Genomic DNA, 14,963 nt, shown 5'->3' with positions numbered 1-14,963 from the left:
GCCGCTGAGTGTATGCCAGCCGCGCCCGGACTATCGACGGATCAGCAACTCCCGCGCACGGGCCTGGTTCTCGGGGGCCAGGTCAGCCAGCAACTCAACCTCGCCGGCGATCAGCGCGCCCACCGGCACGCCATCGCGATAGAGCACGCGGTTGCCGCTCACCGCCGGCACCTTGCGCCCCGGCAGCAGGGTGCCGGCCAGGTTCAACGGATCGACCGCCGAAACCACCACCCACTCGCCACTCGCCTCGCGGCGGCGAACTTCGCGCAGCAGGCCGACCGCTTCGGGCAAGGCGAACTGCTCGCCGGTCAGGCCTGCGACGAAACGCCCGCCGCGAATTTCCCCGCGCGCCTCCAGGCGATGGTAGACCCGCAGCAGATCGCGCCACGGCGGCAACCAGTCGGCTTCACGGTCCAGCAGGCGCCAGCAGACCACGCCGTAGCGGCGCAGCAGGGTCATGGCAACGTGTTCGAGGGCCTCAGCCGGCAGCCGTGCCCCCGGTTCCAGCGTCGTACGACGCAGCAGGGCCCAACGCCCGGCATCGGCCATGCCGAACAGCGGCGTGCGCGAGCGGCGTTGCGGATGACGCTTTGCCGCCGGCATCAACAGCGCGCGCAGGCCGGCGAAACTGTCGGCATTCACCCGTCCCGCCGCTACCAACTCGCCCAGTACGGTTTCCAGCTCAGTACGCAACAGGTGACTGTCGCTGGCCAGCTCCTCGAAGAAGGACGCACCCTGCTCCTTGAGCACGTCCAGTACCTTGCTGGCCTTGGCGGACAGCTCGGCATCCGCCTGCCCCGTGCTCAGTACGCTCCACTGTGCCATCTGCGCGCGCGGCAGCAGCACGATGGGCGTGCTCTTCAGCGGCCCTCCCCGGCCTTTCACCGCCGTTCGGCCCGGCAGGCGCGCCCAGACGATACGACCGGCGCGGCACAGGTCGTCCAGCCAGTTGATCCCGTAATCGGCCACACGGCTGGGCAGGATGTCGCTTTCCCAGGCGCTGGCGGCGGCCTGGAAGCCCTCCAGCTGGCTGAGCACGCCGGCCAGCGACTCCGCCCCGCGTGCCCGCGTTCCAGCAGAGACGCGCTGCCAGTCGAACAGGAAGCGCATGAAATCCGCCCGCGCCACCGGTTCGATCTCCCGGCGCAGACGCTTGACCGTGTAACGATGGATGCGCGCCAGCAGGTGGCGCTCGCACCATTCTTCCTCGGCCGCGCCAGGCGTGAAGCGCCCGCGCAGCACGTAGCCTTCACGCTCCAGGCTGGCCAGGGCGAAGCTGGCATCGCCCGCGGAAATACCCAGGTCCTGCGCCAGCTCAGACAACAGCCGCGGGCCGAATCCGGTCAGGCGCGCCCGCACCAGTTCGACCTGCGCTTCGTCCACCGCGCAACTCTCACGCAATGCCGGGGGCAGATCGAGCAGCGGCTTCATCGCGACCTGCGGGTGCAGCGCAAGCCATTGGCTGAGCCGCTCCGCCGCCACCCAGACTGCCCCCACGGGCAGTTCCAGGTGCGTCGCCCTCCCCGCCTTGGCCAGCGACTTGAGCAGGAAAGGCCAACCCTCGTTGGCCTGTGCTTCGCTATCGCGGATACCGCCCAGGCCGGTCAGCGCCTCATGCATCTCGTCGGCGTCGCGGGCTTCAGGCCATGCCTCAGTGCGTACCGCGTCGATGGCATCGGCATCCAGCGCGCCGAGGTCGTCGGCACTTTCCGGATCGGTCCAGCGACGACTCTGCACCGCCTGGGTGCGGCGCTCTTCCAGCGGCGCGTCGTCAAGGAAGGCATAAGGGCTGGCGGACAGCACCTCCGCCGCCAGTGGCGACGGCGCCGGCAGGTCGCGCGCCAGCAGGGTGATTTCGCCGCGCTCCATGCGCCGCAGCAGGTCGAGCCAGCCTTCGCTGTCCATGGCCTCGTGCAGGCAGTCGTCGAGGGTCTGCGCCACCAGCGGGTGATCGGGAATCTCGCGCTCGCCGACGATGTTCTCCAGGCACGCCACCTGGTCGGGGAATACCGACGCGAGCAGGTCTTCGCTGCGCATGCGCTGCAACTGCGGGGCGACTTTCCGCCCGCCACTGTAGCGCGGCAGGGCCAACGCGGTGGTGGCGTTCCAGCGCCAGCGCACGCCGAACAGCGGGGCGTCGAGCAACGCCTGGATCAGCACGTGTTCGGCGCTGTTGGAATGCAGGTAGCGCCATACTTCGTCCAGCGGGAAGCTGTGGCTGGTGGACAGCGAGAGGATGATCGCGTCCTCGGTGGCGGCGGCCTGCAGCTCGAAGTTGAATGTGCGGCAGAAACGTTTGCGCAACGCCAGGCCCCAGGCGCGGTTGACCCGGCTGCCGTAAGGCGAATGGATGACCAGTTGCATACCGCCGGATTCGTCGAAGAAGCGTTCGAGAATCAACGTCTTCTGTGTCGGCAGCGCGCCCAGGGCGTGTCGTGCCCGGGCCAGGTACTCCACCAGTTGCCGCGCCGCCGCGTCGTTCAGGCCGAGCAGGCCCCGCAGCCAGTCGATGGCGCGCGCCAACGGCTCCGGGTCGTTCTCGCCCTGGGCCAGCAGTTCGTCCAACTGCCCGCGCAGGCGCGCGACGCTGGTAGAGAGTTCATCGGTACGCCCCGGTGCCTCGCCGAGCCAGAAGGGAATGTTCGGCGGCTGACCCTGGGCGTCCTCGACGCGCACGCGGCCCGGCTCGACGCGCAGGATGCGGTAGGAAATATTGCCCAGCTGGAACACGTCGCCGGCCAGGCTTTCCACCGCGAAGTCCTCATTCACCGTGCCGACGCTCAGGCCTTGCGGCTCCAGCAGCACGGCGTAGTCGCCGGTATCGGGGATGGTGCCGCCGGAGGTCACCGCGGTCAGCTTGGCTCCGCGCCGGCCCCGCAGGCGCTGGTGCACTGCGTCGCGGTGCAGGTAGGCGCCACGCTGGCCATTACGGCTGGTGTAGCCCTCGGCGAGGGTGCGCAGCATGGCGTCGAAGTGCTCGCGACCGAGGTCGGCGTAAGGCTGCGCTGCAGTGAACAGCTCGAACAGCGCCTCCTCGCGCCATTCCTGGCAGGCCACTTCGGCGACGATCTGCTGGGCCAGCACGTCCAGCGGCGCATGGGGGATGCTCAGCGCATCCAGCTCGTTCTGCCGCACGCTGTCGAGCAGTGCCACGCACTCGATCAGGTCGTCCCGCGAGGTCGGAAACAGCCGCCCCTTGGGCGTGCCGCCGACACTGTGGCCGGAGCGGCCGACGCGCTGCAGGAAGGCGGCAATGGAACGCGGCGAGCCGATCTGGCAGACCAGTTCCACATCGCCGATGTCGATGCCCAGCTCCAGCGAGGCGGTGGCCACCAGCACCTTCAGTTGCCCGGCCTTGAGTCGCCGTTCGGCGCCCAGGCGCAGTTCCTTGGACAGACTGCCGTGGTGCGCTGCGACCCAGCCGGCGCCGATGCGCTCGGCCAGGTGCCGGGTGATGCGCTCGGAGAGCCGCCGGGTGTTGACGAAGACCAGGGTGGTGCGGTGTTCACCGGCCAGCTCGGCGAGACGGTCGTAGACCTTGTCCCAGACATCATGGGACATCACCGCCTCCAGCGGCGCCGCCGGCACTTCCAGATTCAGGTCACGCTCACGGCTGTAGCCAATATCGACGATGCGGCAGGCCTGGTGGCGACCGACCAGGAAACCCGCCACTGCTGCGATGGGCTTCTGCGTGGCGGACAGGCCAATGCGCACCAGCGGCGCTTCGCACAGCGCCTGCAACCGTTCCAGCGACAGCGCCAGGTGGCTGCCGCGCTTGCTCGCGGCCAGCGCATGGATTTCATCGACTATCACGCTGCGCGCGCCGGCCAGCATGGCGCGCCCGGAGTCCGAGCCGAGCAGCACGTAGAGCGATTCCGGCGTGGTGACCAGGATGTGCGGCACCTGCTTGCGCATGGCCTCGCGCTCGCTGGAGGTGGTGTCGCCGGTGCGCACCGCGGTGCGAATGCCCACTTCCGGCAGGCCCTGCTCCACCAGGGCCGCGCGGATACCGGCCAGGGGTTCTTCGAGGTTGATGCGGATATCGTTGGAGAGCGCCTTGAGCGGCGAGACATAGACCACCGTGGTGCGGTCCGGCAGCGCACCGCCGTTCGCCAGCCCCTCGCGAACCAGCGCGTCGATGGCGGAGAGGAACGCCGTGAGCGTCTTGCCTGAGCCGGTGGGCGCCGCCACCAGCGTCGATTCGCCGGCCTGGATCGCCGGCCAGGCCTCGATCTGCGCCTGGGTCGGCGCTGAAAAGTGCTCGCGGAACCAGCCGGCCACCGACGGATGGAAGGCGGACAGCACATCGGCTCGCTTGGCGTGGGAGGAGGTTCGAGGAGCAGTCATGCAGACCAATATGGTGGTGCGCGAAGCTCGTCACAAGGACCACTGATCGCGCCTCGCCGCAGGCCGCAGCAGCCGTTACTCTTCATTCATCCACCCAGCGGAATGACACTCGATGAGCGACCGTGATCGCGACTACTACTGGGAGCAGGTCAGGCAACAGAACCGGCAGAAGCCACCTGAAGACCCGAAGCGCAACTGGCGGATGCTGGTGAAACCCCTGTTGTGGTTCCTCATTCCCCTGCTGATCCTCGCCGCGGGCGCCGCCCTGTGGCGCAACCCCGCCAGCCAGCTCTGGCTGCACGAACGCTGGGTGCTGTTGCAGACCCGCCTGGGCATGACGCCTGACGGCCTGCAGACGACACCCGCCGCCACGCCTTACAGCGACAGCCCGCGCAGGCTGTCCGACTGCATCAAGCCCGGCAACGTGATCGACGACGAGGTGCGGGCCTGCGTGAAGGGGTACCGGCCGAAGACCTGGTGATTGGCAGCCGGCGGCCCTGCCGACGAATGGAGGGCATGACGGTGCGCTCCGCCGTATCGGCTCTTGTAGGAGCGAGCTGGCTCGCGAACCGCGCTCGGACTCCCTCACTGGCCTGATACTGGCGATGCCCGTACCGTCGGCGCGTGGCTATCGATGGGTATCGCTGCGCTCCACGCCATCCTACGAACCTGCTTCGCCGTGACGTCCATGAGGGGGAAAGCCGGATCGCGGACAAAGCCTGCTTCTGAAGGGGCGCACTGGTGCCAGGTGGTTCGCGAGCAAGCTCGCTCCTACGAAGCGCTGACCAACGCCTCAGGTCTCTTCGTTCTGCCCCAACCCATGCATCCGCAGCTTGTTGGCGATGGTGGTGTGGGACACCCCCAGCCGCTTGCCCAGTTGCCGGCTGCTCGGATGTTCCCGATAGAGCCGCTCCAGCACCGCCCTCTCGAACCGGCCGACGATGGCGTCCAACCCGCCTTCCAGGGAGAAGTCCCCCAGCGGATGCGGTGCGCCGTAGTCCGGCAGACGGATGTGCTCGGGGCGGATGGTGCCGCCTTCGCACAGCGAGACCGCCTGGAACAGCGCGTTCTCCAACTGCCGCACGTTGCCCGGCCAGTGGTAGCGGCCGAGGCGGTCCAGAGCCTGGGGCGAGAGCTTGGGCAGCGAGCAGCCGATCTGCCGGCTGGCCTGGTCGAGGAAGTGCTCCACCAGCGGCTCCAGGCCGTCCAGGCACTCGCGCAGCGGCGGGATGTGCAGCGACAGCACATTGAGCCGGTGGTAGAGGTCCTGGCGGAACTCCCCCTTGGTGCACAGCTCGGACAGGTCCACCTGGGTCGCGCAGATCACCCGCACATCCAGGTACACCTCCTCGTCGCTGCCCACGCGGCGGAAGCAGCCATCCTGCAGGAAGCGCAGCAACTTGGCCTGCAGGCGCGGGCTCATCTCGCCGACGCCGTCGAGGAACAACGTGCCGCCGGCGGTCAGCTCCAGCAGGCCGAGCTTGCCCTCGGGGCGCGCGCCTTCGAAAGCGCCGGGGCCGTAGCCGAACAGCTCGGTCTCGGCCATGGACTCGGGCAGGCCGGCGCAGTTCAGCGCCATGAACGGCGACTGCCCGCGCGGGCTGGCGAGGTGGCAGGCGCGGGCCAGCAGCTCCTTGCCGGTGCCCGTCCCGCCTTCGATCAGCAACGGCGCGTCCAGCGGCGCCATGCGGCGCGCTTCACGGACCACGGCGGCCATCACCCGCGAACTCTGGAAGATGCTGTCAAAGCCGCGCAGCTCCAGGCGCCGCACGTTATAGATGCGCTCGCCGACACGGTCGGCGCGGTGCAGGGTGAGCACGGCGCCGGCCAATGCTTCGCTTTCGTCGTGTTCAGTCTGCAGTGGCGCGATATCGGCGAGGAACACATCGCCCTTCACCTTCACCCGCAGGCCGTTGATGCGTGCCTTGTTGGCGCGCACCAGTTCGGGCAGGTCGAGGTCCTCCACGTAGCGCGACAGCGGGATGCCCGGCACTTCGTCGACGCGCACCCCCAGCAACTGAGCGGCGGCGCGGTTGCCGGCGACTATCTGCCCGGCCATGTCGATGGACAGCACCGGGAACTCCAGCGCCGCCAGCAGCGCATTGAGCTCCAGATGTCGGCGCTCACTGGGCATCAGGCCGACGCGCTTGACGCCGAACACGCCGGGCACCGCTTCGAGCTTGGGCTTGAGCGACTGGAACTGCAGGTTGATGAGGTTCGGGCAGAGCAGGTAGATGGCGTTGCCCTGCTCGCCGCCGACTTCGCCACGGTTGACGTTGATGCCGTAGTCGACCAGCAGGTTGAGGATGTCGCGCAGGATGCCGACGCGGTTCTGGCAGTGCACTTTGATGCGCATGGTGGGCCCGTGGTTGTCGTTGTGGTGGGCGCTCCGGCACGGATTTTCGCCAGTTGGCCGGAAATTACCGTCAAGAATATGTGACACCCAGTCGCACCTTCAAGCCATGACCGAATGCCTGCGCTGCCAATCGTAATATTTTCTTTACGGATTGACGCATCACGAGCCTGCCCGCGCAGCGCCAAGGGGGCTGTCCGCCGGCACGCATCGCGCTATTTGTGAGTCATCACAAGAACAGGCAGCTCGACGCCGGAGGCTTCATGAAGACAACGCAGTACGTGGCCCGCCAACCTGACGAAGACGGTTTCATCCACTACCCGGAAACCGAACATCAGGTCTGGAACACCCTGATCACCCGTCAGCTGAAAGTGATCGAGGGCCGCGCTTGTCAGGAGTATCTGGACGGCATCGAGCAGCTCGGCCTGCCCCATGAGCGCATCCCGCAACTGAGCGAGGTCAACCAGGTGCTCCAGGCGGCCACCGGCTGGCGTGTGGCGCGGGTGCCGGCGCTGATCCCGTTCCAGACCTTCTTCGAACTGCTGGCCAGCCAGCAATTCCCCGTCGCCACCTTCATCCGCACCCCGGAAGAGCTGGACTACCTGCAGGAGCCGGACATCTTCCACGAGATATTCGGCCACTGCCCGCTGCTCACCAACCCCTGGTTCGCCGAGTTCACCCACACCTACGGCAAGCTTGGCCTGGCCGCCACGAAGGAAGAGCGCGTATTCCTCGCCCGCCTCTACTGGATGACCATCGAATTCGGCCTGCTGGATACCCCGCAGGGCCTGCGCATCTACGGCGGCGGCATCCTCTCGTCGCCCAGGGAGACGGTCTACAGCCTCTCCAGCGAGCCCGAGCACCAGGCCTTCAACCCGCTGGAATGCATGCGCACGCCGTACCGCATCGACATCCTGCAGCCCCTGTATTTCGTGCTGCCCGAGCTCAAGCGCCTGTTCGACCTGGCCCATGAGGACATCATGGCGCTGGTGCGCGAAGCCATGCGCCTGGGCCTGCACGCGCCGAAGTTTCCGCCGAAACAGGCCGCCTGATCCGCTGCAATCGATCCCATCTGTGCCTAGGATGAGACGTGCTCGCGAGCCTAAGATGGGTCGCGAGCGCACTCCTATGCCACCCCACGACAAGGAGAACCTTTCATGACCGCACTCACCCAAGCCCATTGCGAAGCCTGCCGCGCCGACGCCCCGAAGGTGTCCGACGAAGAACTGGCGGTGCTGATCAAGCAGATCCCGGACTGGAACATCGAGGTCCGTGACAACCACATGGAGCTGGAACGGGTCTTCCTGTTCAAGAACTTCCGCCACGCCCTGGCCTTCACCAATGCGGTGGGCGCCATCGCCGAGGAGGAAGGCCACCACCCCGACCTGCTGACCCAGTGGGGCAAGGTCACCGTCACCTGGTGGAGCCACGAACTGAAGGGCCTGCACCGCAACGACTTCATCATGGCCGCGCGCACCGACGAGCTGGCCGCGAAAGCAGAGGGACGCAAATGAACCATTTCGCCAAGGTCACCCGCGTACCGGGCGACCCGATCCTGGGCCTGCTCGAAGCCTATCGGGCGGACCCCAACCCCGCGCGGCTCGACCTTGGCGTGGGCGTCTACAAGGACGCCCAGGGCCTCACGCCGATCCCCCGCGCGGTGAAGCTCGCCGAACAGCGCCTGGTCGATACCGAGACCACCAAGAGCTACGTCGGTAGCCACGGTGACGCGCTGTTCGCCGCGCGCCTGTGCGAGCTGGTACTGGGCGTCACCTCGCCGCTGCTGGCTGACTCCCGCGCCGATGCCACGCAGACGCCCGGCGGCACCGGCGCCCTGCGCCTGGCGGCTGAGTTCATCGCCCACTGCCTGCCGGGCAAGAACATCTGGCTGAGCGACCCGACCTGGCCGATCCACGAAACGCTGTTCGCCGCCGCCGGCGTGCCGATCAAGCACTACCCCTACGTCGGCGCGGACAATCGCCTCGACGCGGACGCCATGTTCGCCATGCTGGAGAAGATCCCCCAGGGCGACGTGGTGCTGCTGCATGCCTGCTGCCACAACCCCACCGGCTTCGACCTCGATCACGCGCAGTGGCAGCGCGTGCTGGAGATCGTCCGCCGCCGCGAACTGCTGCCGCTGCTGGATTTCGCCTACCAGGGCCTGGGCGACGGGCTGGAGGAGGACGCCTACTCCGTGCGCCTGTTCGCCCAGAGCCTGCCGGAAGTGCTGATCACCAGCTCCTGCTCGAAGAACTTCGGCCTCTACCGCGACCGCGTCGGCGCACTGATCGTCTGCGCCGAGAACGCCGACAAGCTCACCGACATCCGCAGCCAGCTGGCGCTGTTCGCCCGCAGCCTGTGGTCCACCCCGCCGGCCCATGGCGCGGAAGTGGTCGCCACCATCCTCGGCGACCCGGAACTGAAGAACCTGTGGCTGGATGAACTGGACGGCATGCGCGGACGCATTGCCGAGCTGCGTATCGGCCTGGTGGAAGCCCTGCGCCCCCACGGGCTGGCGGATCGCTTCGCGCACATTGCCATCCAGCGCGGGATGTTCTCCTACACGGGCCTGCAGGCTGAGCAGGTGCGCATCCTGCGCGAGGAGCACAGCATCTACCTGGTCAGCAGCGGCCGCGCCAACATCGCCGGGCTCGACGGCGAGCGCCTTGATCACCTGGCGGCAGCCATCGCCCGCGTCTGCCGCTGACACCCTTTCTTCCCCCTCGACCGGCCATAGAGCCGGTCTTTTTTTGCCCGCGAACCGCGCCAACACTCAGTCTGTAGGAGCGAGCTTGCTCGCGAACAACCCCGGCACCAGGGTAGCCGGCTGATCCCGTTCGCGAGCAAGCTCGCTCCTACAGGGCGTTCCCCTGCCGAGGTCGTTCAATAATCATCGCGCTTGCGGAACGCCCAGCGCCCGGCCAGGCCGGTGAAGCTGGCCACCAGCACCACCAGAATCCAGAAACCCTCCGGGTCGCTGGAGAAGGGAATGCCGCCGACGTTCATGCCGAAGAAGCCGGCAATGATATTGATCGGCAGCGCCAGCACCGTGACCACGGTGAGGGTGAACAACGTGCGGTTGCTCTGCTCGTTGATCTTCGCGGCGATTTCTTCCTGCAGCAGCTTGATGCGCTCGCCCAGCGCCGTGAGGTCGTTGATCACCAGGGAAAACTCCTCGGTGGCCTCGCGCAGCACGCGCACGTCGTCGTCCGTCAGCCACACCGGCGGGCGATTGAGCAGCCGCATCAGCGAGCCCGGTTCCAGTGCCAGCAGGCGTTGCAGGCGCACCAGCACGCGGCGCATGGCGCCCAGGTCGGCGCGGCTGGCGGAGAGGCGCGAGGACAGTAGCTGGTCCTCGATGCGATCCACGCTGATGCTCGTCTCGCGGACAATGCGGGTGAGGATTTCGCCCTGGTCGCGCAGCAGGTGGACCAGCAACTCCAGCGGCGAGTTGAAGCGCTCGCCGTGCTTCACCGAGGAGCGCAGCGTATCCACCGAACGCAGCGGCTGCGCGCGAGCAGTGACCAGCAGGCGGCCACGAGCACAGACCCAGAGGGTGGCAACGTCGGACGACATGCGGCTGCTGAAGTCGAACACCACGTCGTTGACCACCGCCAGCAGCGCGCCATCCACATGCTCGATGCGGGTGGAGCGCGAGCCTTCGCGCAGGGTCTCGAAGAAATAGTCGGGCAGCTCCAGGTGCGACTTCATCCAGCGCTCGCAGGCCGCGTGCGCCAGGTTCAGGTGCAGCCAGAGGAACTCATCCGCCGCACGCGGCTCCCGCAGGCGTTGCAGGGCGGTGGGCGAATCGATCTCGAGCCCCGGCTGGTCGGGGCGAAAGCTGAAGCCATAAAGCAGGCCGAACAGATCGGAATCCTGATGGCTCTGGACGATGCTGTGGTTCATGGGGCTGCGGTTCTTGAGGCCGTAATGCGGGCTTGAAACCGGCCCTGTAGGAGCGAGCTTGCTCGCGAACCCGCACGGCACGGACTGTTCGCGAGCAAGCTCGCTCCTACGAAGAGCAGATCACGCCCGCCCTCTGGTGTTATCAGAGGCCCATGAACGACGGATGACAGCCATGTGACAGGCCTCAGCCAAACAGCGCCGCGACAGTGCGCTCGCCCAGCGCCGGGCCGATGCTCATGCCCACGCCGGTATGCATCAGCACGGCGGTGATGCCGTCGGCGGCCTGCAGCACCGAGAACGGCCCCGGCCCGCGCGCGCCGTAGACGCCCTGCCAACGCTCGACCACGTCCACGCGCATGCCCAGGGTGTCCTCGGCCAGCTGCAGCATGAGTTTGTCCACGGCCTCGGCATTGAACGGCGCCGCGTCGCTGCCGTAGTGGTGGGAGTCGCCGATGATCAGCTCGCCATGGGGCGTCGGGCTGACCAGCAGGTGAATGCCCTGCTCCTCCAGCTCCGGTGTCTCGCGGCGAATCTGCTCGCGCACCGCCTCGGCTTCGGGCAGGTCGGAGAAGGCGCCGTAATGCACGCAGCTCAGGCCGGTGAGGATCGAGTGGGCGAGGCCGAAATCGACCTGCGGGCGGACACGGAGCATCTGCAGGCGACATACCTGCGGCAGCAGCGGTGCGATGACCTCGGCCAGCAGCGTCTGGTAGTCATGCCCGGAGCAGACGATCACCTGCCCGGCGGTGAAGCTGCCTGCGGTGGTGCGCAGCACGCCGGTGTCGACGTCACGCACCAGGGTGGAGAAATGGAACTGCACGCCATGCTCGCGGCGCAGGTAATCGATCAGGCTCGGCAGCGCCTCGCGGGAATACAGCTGCTGGTCGTCGAAGCCCAGCAGCGCGGCGCGGTGGTGGCGGAAGTGGCCCTGGTAGAGGTCGTTCAGTTCGCTGCCGCGCAGCAGGCCCACGCGGTAATCCAGCTCCCTGGCACGGCCGGCGCAGAAGGCCTCCAGCAGGTGCTCCTCGGCTTCGCTGCGGGCGAACAGCAACGAACCATTGCGCCGCAGGGAGAAACCGGCGCTCTCTGCCCACTGCGCCCAGATCGGCCGACTGGCGCGCGCCAGGTCCGACATCACGCCCGGCGGCTGGCCGGTGACCAGCGCCTGGCCAAAGTTGCGCACCGAGGCGCCCAGGGGCGTAGCCGTGCGCTCGAAGACGCGTACGGAGAGGCCGCGGCGGGCGGCGGCGTACGCGTGGGAAAGGCCGAGGATGCCGGCGCCGACGATGGCGACGTCGCAGTGGGTGTGGGTCATGGGGATATTTCCTGCGTGGCGAAGAGCCCCTCTCCCCCGCCCTCTCCCTGAAGGGAGAGGGAGCTCTCCTCTGCGAAGAGAAACCCTGAGTTCATCCTGAAACCATCAAAGGCACAGGCAGACGCTGAAACCGAACCAGCACACCGAACAGCCCCCTCTCCCTTCAGGGAGAGGGTTGGGGAGAGGGAGCCGCCAGCACCGAACCTTACTTCTGCGCCACTTTCTCCGACTTGCCGTCATAGCGCTTGCGCCACTCGGCGAGGATCTCGTCGCGGTTCTTCGAGGCCCAGGCGAAGTCGTTCTTGATCAGGCGCTGCTCATAGTCGGCTGGCAGTTCGGTCTGCGGCTTGGCGATGCCCGGCTGGGCCAGCACGGCGAAGTTTTCCTTGTACAGCTCCATGGCTTTCGGGCTGGCGGAGAAGTCGGCGAGTTTCTTCGCGGCGGCTTCATGCTGGGTGCCTTTGACGATGCCGGTGGCTTCGATTTCCCAGCCCAGGCCTTCCTTCGGCAGGACGATGTCCAGCGGTGCGCCCTGGCGCTTGAGCTGCACGGCCGGGTACTCGAAGGAGATGCCGATCGGGAATTCGCCGGCGGCGGCCAGCTTGCACGGCTTGGAGCCGGAGTGGACGTACTGGCCGATGTTCTCGTGCAGCGCGTCCATGTAGGCCCAGCCCTGCTTCTCGCCGAAGGTCTGCAGCCAGGCGGAGACGTCGAGGAAGCCGGTGCCCGAGGACGCCGGGTTCGGCATGACGATCTTGCCCTTGTACTCAGGCTTGGTCAGGTCCTGCCAGCTCACCGGCTTCTCCAGGCCCAGCTTCTGCGCCTCGACCGTGTTGAAGCAGATGGTCGCGGCCCAGACGTCCATGCCGACCCACGCCGGCGGGTTGGCCGGGTCGCGGTAGTTCTTGCCGATGGCGTCCAGGTGCTTGGGCGCGTACTTCTCGAGCATGCCCTGCTGATCGAGGATGGCCAGGCTGGAAGCGGCCAGGCCCCAGACGGCGTCGGCCTGCGGGCGATCCTTCTCGGCCAGCAGCTTGGCGGTGACGATGCCGGTGGAATCACGCACCCACTTGATCTTGATGTCCGGGTTCTCGGCCTCGAAGGCCTGCTTGTAGGCGGTCAGCTGTTCCGGTTCCAGGGCGGTGTAGACGGTCAGCTCGGTATCGGCGGCATGGGCCTGGGCGGCGAAACCGGCCACCACGGCGGCGGCGAGGGCAAGACGTTTGAACATGTGGAGCTCCTTGGCAGTGTTGGTCTCCCGCTCGGGGCGGGTTTGTCAGGGGTTGAGCCCGGCAGGTAGATGCCAGGCGACAGCGTCCAGCGGTGTTACGGGTTCGCGCCCTTCCTCCAGGCCTGGGAGCGGCGCAGCAGGCCGCGCGAGGCGCCGGCCAGCAGCAGCGACACGGCGGCGGAGGTGAGCAGGATCAGGGTCGACATGGCGGCGGCGCCGCCGACGTTGCCGGAGTCGTCCATGTTCAGCACGGCGACGGCGGCGAGGATGGTGTCCGGGTTGTAGAGGAAGATCGCCGCCGAGACCGTGGTCATCGCCGAGACGAACAGGTAGCGGGTGATGTCCAGCAGCGCCGGCAGGCAGATCGGCACGGTGACGCGCAGGTAGTGGCGCCACAGCGGCATCTTCAGCGACAGCGCGGCGGCCTCGAATTCGCCGTCGAGCTGGCGCAGCGCGGCGGTGGCGGTCATCTGCGCGGTGGTCAGGTAGTGAGCGATGGTGCACACCACCAGCAGCGCCATGCTGCCGTAGAACACATGCAGCGGGTTGCCCGGCAGGTTGAAGAAGAACACGTAGCCAAGGCCCAGCACGAGGCCCGGCACGGCCATCGGCACGAAACAGAGCATGCGCAGCAGTTGGCTCAGCCAGCGCTGCTCGCGGGTCTTCTCGATCAGGTAGGCGCCGGTGAAGATCAGCGCGCTGCCGATGATCGCGGTGCACACGGCCATGGTCAGGCTGTTGCGGTAGGCCAGCCAGCCACCGCCGGCGGTGGTGTTGAAGTCGTAGTGGTGCAGCGACAGCGAGAGGTTATAGGGCCAGAACTTCACCAGCGAGGAGTACACCGCCATGCCCAGCACGCCCAGTAGCACCGCGCTGATCAGCACGACGATGGCGAGGAAGGCAGCATCGCGACGACGCGATGGCTTGGGATGGTAGACCTGCGCACGGCCGCTCATGGCGTCGCCCTGGCGGCGGCGCAGCCAGGTGTCCACGGCGAAGCTGAGCAGCGCCGGCAGCAGCAGGATCATGCCGATCTGCGCGCCACGGCCGAACTGCTGCTGCCCGACCACCGCCTTGTAGGCCTCCAGCGCCAGCACCTGATAGTCGCCGCCCACCACGACTGGTACGCCGAAGTCGGTGATGGTCAGGGTGAACACCAGACAGAAGGCGGCGAAAACGCCCTGCCGCGAAGCCGGCCAGGTGATGCTGCGGAAAGCTTTCCACGGCCCGGCGCCCATGCTGGAGGCGGCGTCGAACAGGCGCGCATCGGCCAGTGACAGCGCCGAGAGCAGGATCATCAGCGCATGGGGGAAGGTATAGATCGCCTCGCCCAGGACGATGCCCCAGAAACCGTAGATGTTGTCCGGCAGCAGATGGCGCAGCAGGCCCTGGTTGCCGAACAGGTAGATCAGCGCGATGCCCGGCAGCATCGACGGCGCCAGCAGCGGCAGCAGGGAGATTCCGCGCCACAGGCCTTTGGCCGGGATCAGCGTACGTTGCAGCGCGTAGGCAAACAGATAGGCCGCCGGCACGACAATGCACGCCACGCTCACGGAAACCTTCAGGCTGTTGCCCAGCAGCCAGTGGAAGTTGTCGCTGCGCAGCAACTCGCCCATGGCCGCCAGGCCGCCGCCCTGCCCCGCTTCGCCGCTGAAGCCGCGCCAGAAGATGGCCAGCAGCGGCATCAGCACCGCGAGCGTCAGCAGAACCAGCAGCAGGACCTTGCCGCCACGGACGAACAGGCGATCACCCAGATCGCCGCGAGCCTTGCCGACGGACAGCGCCGGACTGTGCTTCACCACGGCTTCCAT

General features: G+C 67.4%; 10 protein-coding genes. 4 read left to right on the top strand and 6 right to left on the bottom strand.

Annotated elements, in window-relative coordinates; translation table 11 throughout:
• Positions 1-30: 30 nt before the first annotated feature.
• The gene (locus tag ACNFH5_RS28555) at positions 31-4,347 is read right to left on the bottom strand and encodes a DEAD/DEAH box helicase (RefSeq protein ID WP_416751973.1); all 4,317 of its coding nucleotides are present in this window, start codon (positions 4,345-4,347) and stop codon (positions 31-33) included.
• A gap of 112 nt (positions 4,348-4,459) precedes the next feature.
• Between ACNFH5_RS28555 and ACNFH5_RS28550 the strand changes: the two genes are divergently transcribed.
• Positions 4,460-4,828: a hypothetical protein gene (locus ACNFH5_RS28550; RefSeq protein WP_416751971.1), complete on the top strand. Its 369-nt coding sequence runs from the start codon at positions 4,460-4,462 to the stop codon at positions 4,826-4,828.
• A 312-nt stretch (positions 4,829-5,140) separates the two neighbouring features.
• Here ACNFH5_RS28550 and ACNFH5_RS28545 read toward each other — a convergent pair whose 3' ends face one another.
• On the bottom strand, positions 5,141-6,703 hold the full coding sequence (locus ACNFH5_RS28545; RefSeq protein WP_416751969.1) for a sigma-54-dependent transcriptional regulator: 1,563 nt from the start codon (positions 6,701-6,703) through the stop codon (positions 5,141-5,143).
• A gap of 260 nt (positions 6,704-6,963) precedes the next feature.
• Here ACNFH5_RS28545 and phhA point away from each other — a divergent pair, with 260 nt between their 5' ends.
• The 3 genes from phhA to ACNFH5_RS28530 all read left to right on the top strand — a co-directional run bounded on the left by phhA (position 6,964) and on the right by ACNFH5_RS28530 (position 9,407).
• Positions 6,964-7,752 (top strand): phenylalanine 4-monooxygenase, encoded by a 789-nt coding sequence (gene phhA / locus ACNFH5_RS28540; protein WP_416751967.1) that lies wholly within the window; start codon positions 6,964-6,966, stop codon positions 7,750-7,752.
• A 105-nt stretch (positions 7,753-7,857) separates the two neighbouring features.
• Complete coding sequence (locus ACNFH5_RS28535) at positions 7,858-8,214, top strand: 4a-hydroxytetrahydrobiopterin dehydratase (RefSeq protein WP_017517211.1); 357 nt, start codon at positions 7,858-7,860, stop codon at positions 8,212-8,214.
• Complete coding sequence (locus tag ACNFH5_RS28530) at positions 8,211-9,407, top strand: amino acid aminotransferase (RefSeq protein WP_416751965.1); 1,197 nt, start codon at positions 8,211-8,213, stop codon at positions 9,405-9,407. The genes ACNFH5_RS28535 and ACNFH5_RS28530 overlap by 4 nt, the downstream gene beginning before the upstream one ends.
• A 176-nt stretch (positions 9,408-9,583) precedes the next feature.
• On the opposite strand, the gene ACNFH5_RS28525 is transcribed toward ACNFH5_RS28530, so the two are convergent.
• The 4 genes from ACNFH5_RS28525 to ACNFH5_RS28510 all read right to left on the bottom strand — a co-directional run bounded on the left by ACNFH5_RS28525 (position 9,584) and on the right by ACNFH5_RS28510 (position 14,963).
• Positions 9,584-10,606: a transporter gene (locus tag ACNFH5_RS28525; RefSeq protein ID WP_416751963.1), complete on the bottom strand. Its 1,023-nt coding sequence runs from the start codon at positions 10,604-10,606 to the stop codon at positions 9,584-9,586.
• A gap of 184 nt (positions 10,607-10,790) precedes the next feature.
• Positions 10,791-11,921: a TIGR03364 family FAD-dependent oxidoreductase gene (locus ACNFH5_RS28520; RefSeq protein WP_416751961.1), complete on the bottom strand. Its 1,131-nt coding sequence runs from the start codon at positions 11,919-11,921 to the stop codon at positions 10,791-10,793.
• 205 nt (positions 11,922-12,126) lie between these two features.
• Positions 12,127-13,152 (bottom strand): putative 2-aminoethylphosphonate ABC transporter substrate-binding protein, encoded by a 1,026-nt coding sequence (locus tag ACNFH5_RS28515; RefSeq protein ID WP_416751960.1) that lies wholly within the window; start codon positions 13,150-13,152, stop codon positions 12,127-12,129.
• Between the two features lie 95 nt (positions 13,153-13,247).
• On the bottom strand, positions 13,248-14,963 hold the full coding sequence (locus ACNFH5_RS28510; protein ID WP_416751958.1) for a putative 2-aminoethylphosphonate ABC transporter permease subunit: 1,716 nt from the start codon (positions 14,961-14,963) through the stop codon (positions 13,248-13,250).

It is taken from the genome of Pseudomonas sp. NY15435 (genome assembly GCF_048068295.1).
Taxonomy (GTDB): Bacteria; Pseudomonadota; Gammaproteobacteria; order Pseudomonadales; family Pseudomonadaceae; genus Pseudomonas.
Note: the sequence above shows the minus strand (reverse complement) of the source record. Positions and strands in the feature narration are given on the sequence as shown.

What these genes read in the sequence shown, in the direction of transcription:
- ACNFH5_RS28555 (WP_416751973.1), bottom strand. Translation starts at nt 4,347, where the DNA reads ATGACTGCTCCTCGAACCTCCTCCCACGCCAAGCGAGCCGATGTGCTG.
- ACNFH5_RS28550 (WP_416751971.1), top strand. Translation starts at nt 4,460, where the DNA reads ATGAGCGACCGTGATCGCGACTACTACTGGGAGCAGGTCAGGCAACAG.
- ACNFH5_RS28545 (WP_416751969.1), bottom strand. Translation starts at nt 6,703, where the DNA reads ATGCGCATCAAAGTGCACTGCCAGAACCGCGTCGGCATCCTGCGCGAC.
- phhA (WP_416751967.1), top strand. Translation starts at nt 6,964, where the DNA reads ATGAAGACAACGCAGTACGTGGCCCGCCAACCTGACGAAGACGGTTTC.
- ACNFH5_RS28535 (WP_017517211.1), top strand. Translation starts at nt 7,858, where the DNA reads ATGACCGCACTCACCCAAGCCCATTGCGAAGCCTGCCGCGCCGACGCC.
- ACNFH5_RS28530 (WP_416751965.1), top strand. Translation starts at nt 8,211, where the DNA reads ATGAACCATTTCGCCAAGGTCACCCGCGTACCGGGCGACCCGATCCTG.
- ACNFH5_RS28525 (WP_416751963.1), bottom strand. Translation starts at nt 10,606, where the DNA reads ATGAACCACAGCATCGTCCAGAGCCATCAGGATTCCGATCTGTTCGGC.
- ACNFH5_RS28520 (WP_416751961.1), bottom strand. Translation starts at nt 11,921, where the DNA reads ATGACCCACACCCACTGCGACGTCGCCATCGTCGGCGCCGGCATCCTC.
- ACNFH5_RS28515 (WP_416751960.1), bottom strand. Translation starts at nt 13,152, where the DNA reads ATGTTCAAACGTCTTGCCCTCGCCGCCGCCGTGGTGGCCGGTTTCGCC.
- ACNFH5_RS28510 (WP_416751958.1), bottom strand. Translation starts at nt 14,963, where the DNA reads ATGGAAGCCGTGGTGAAGCACAGTCCGGCGCTGTCCGTCGGCAAGGCT.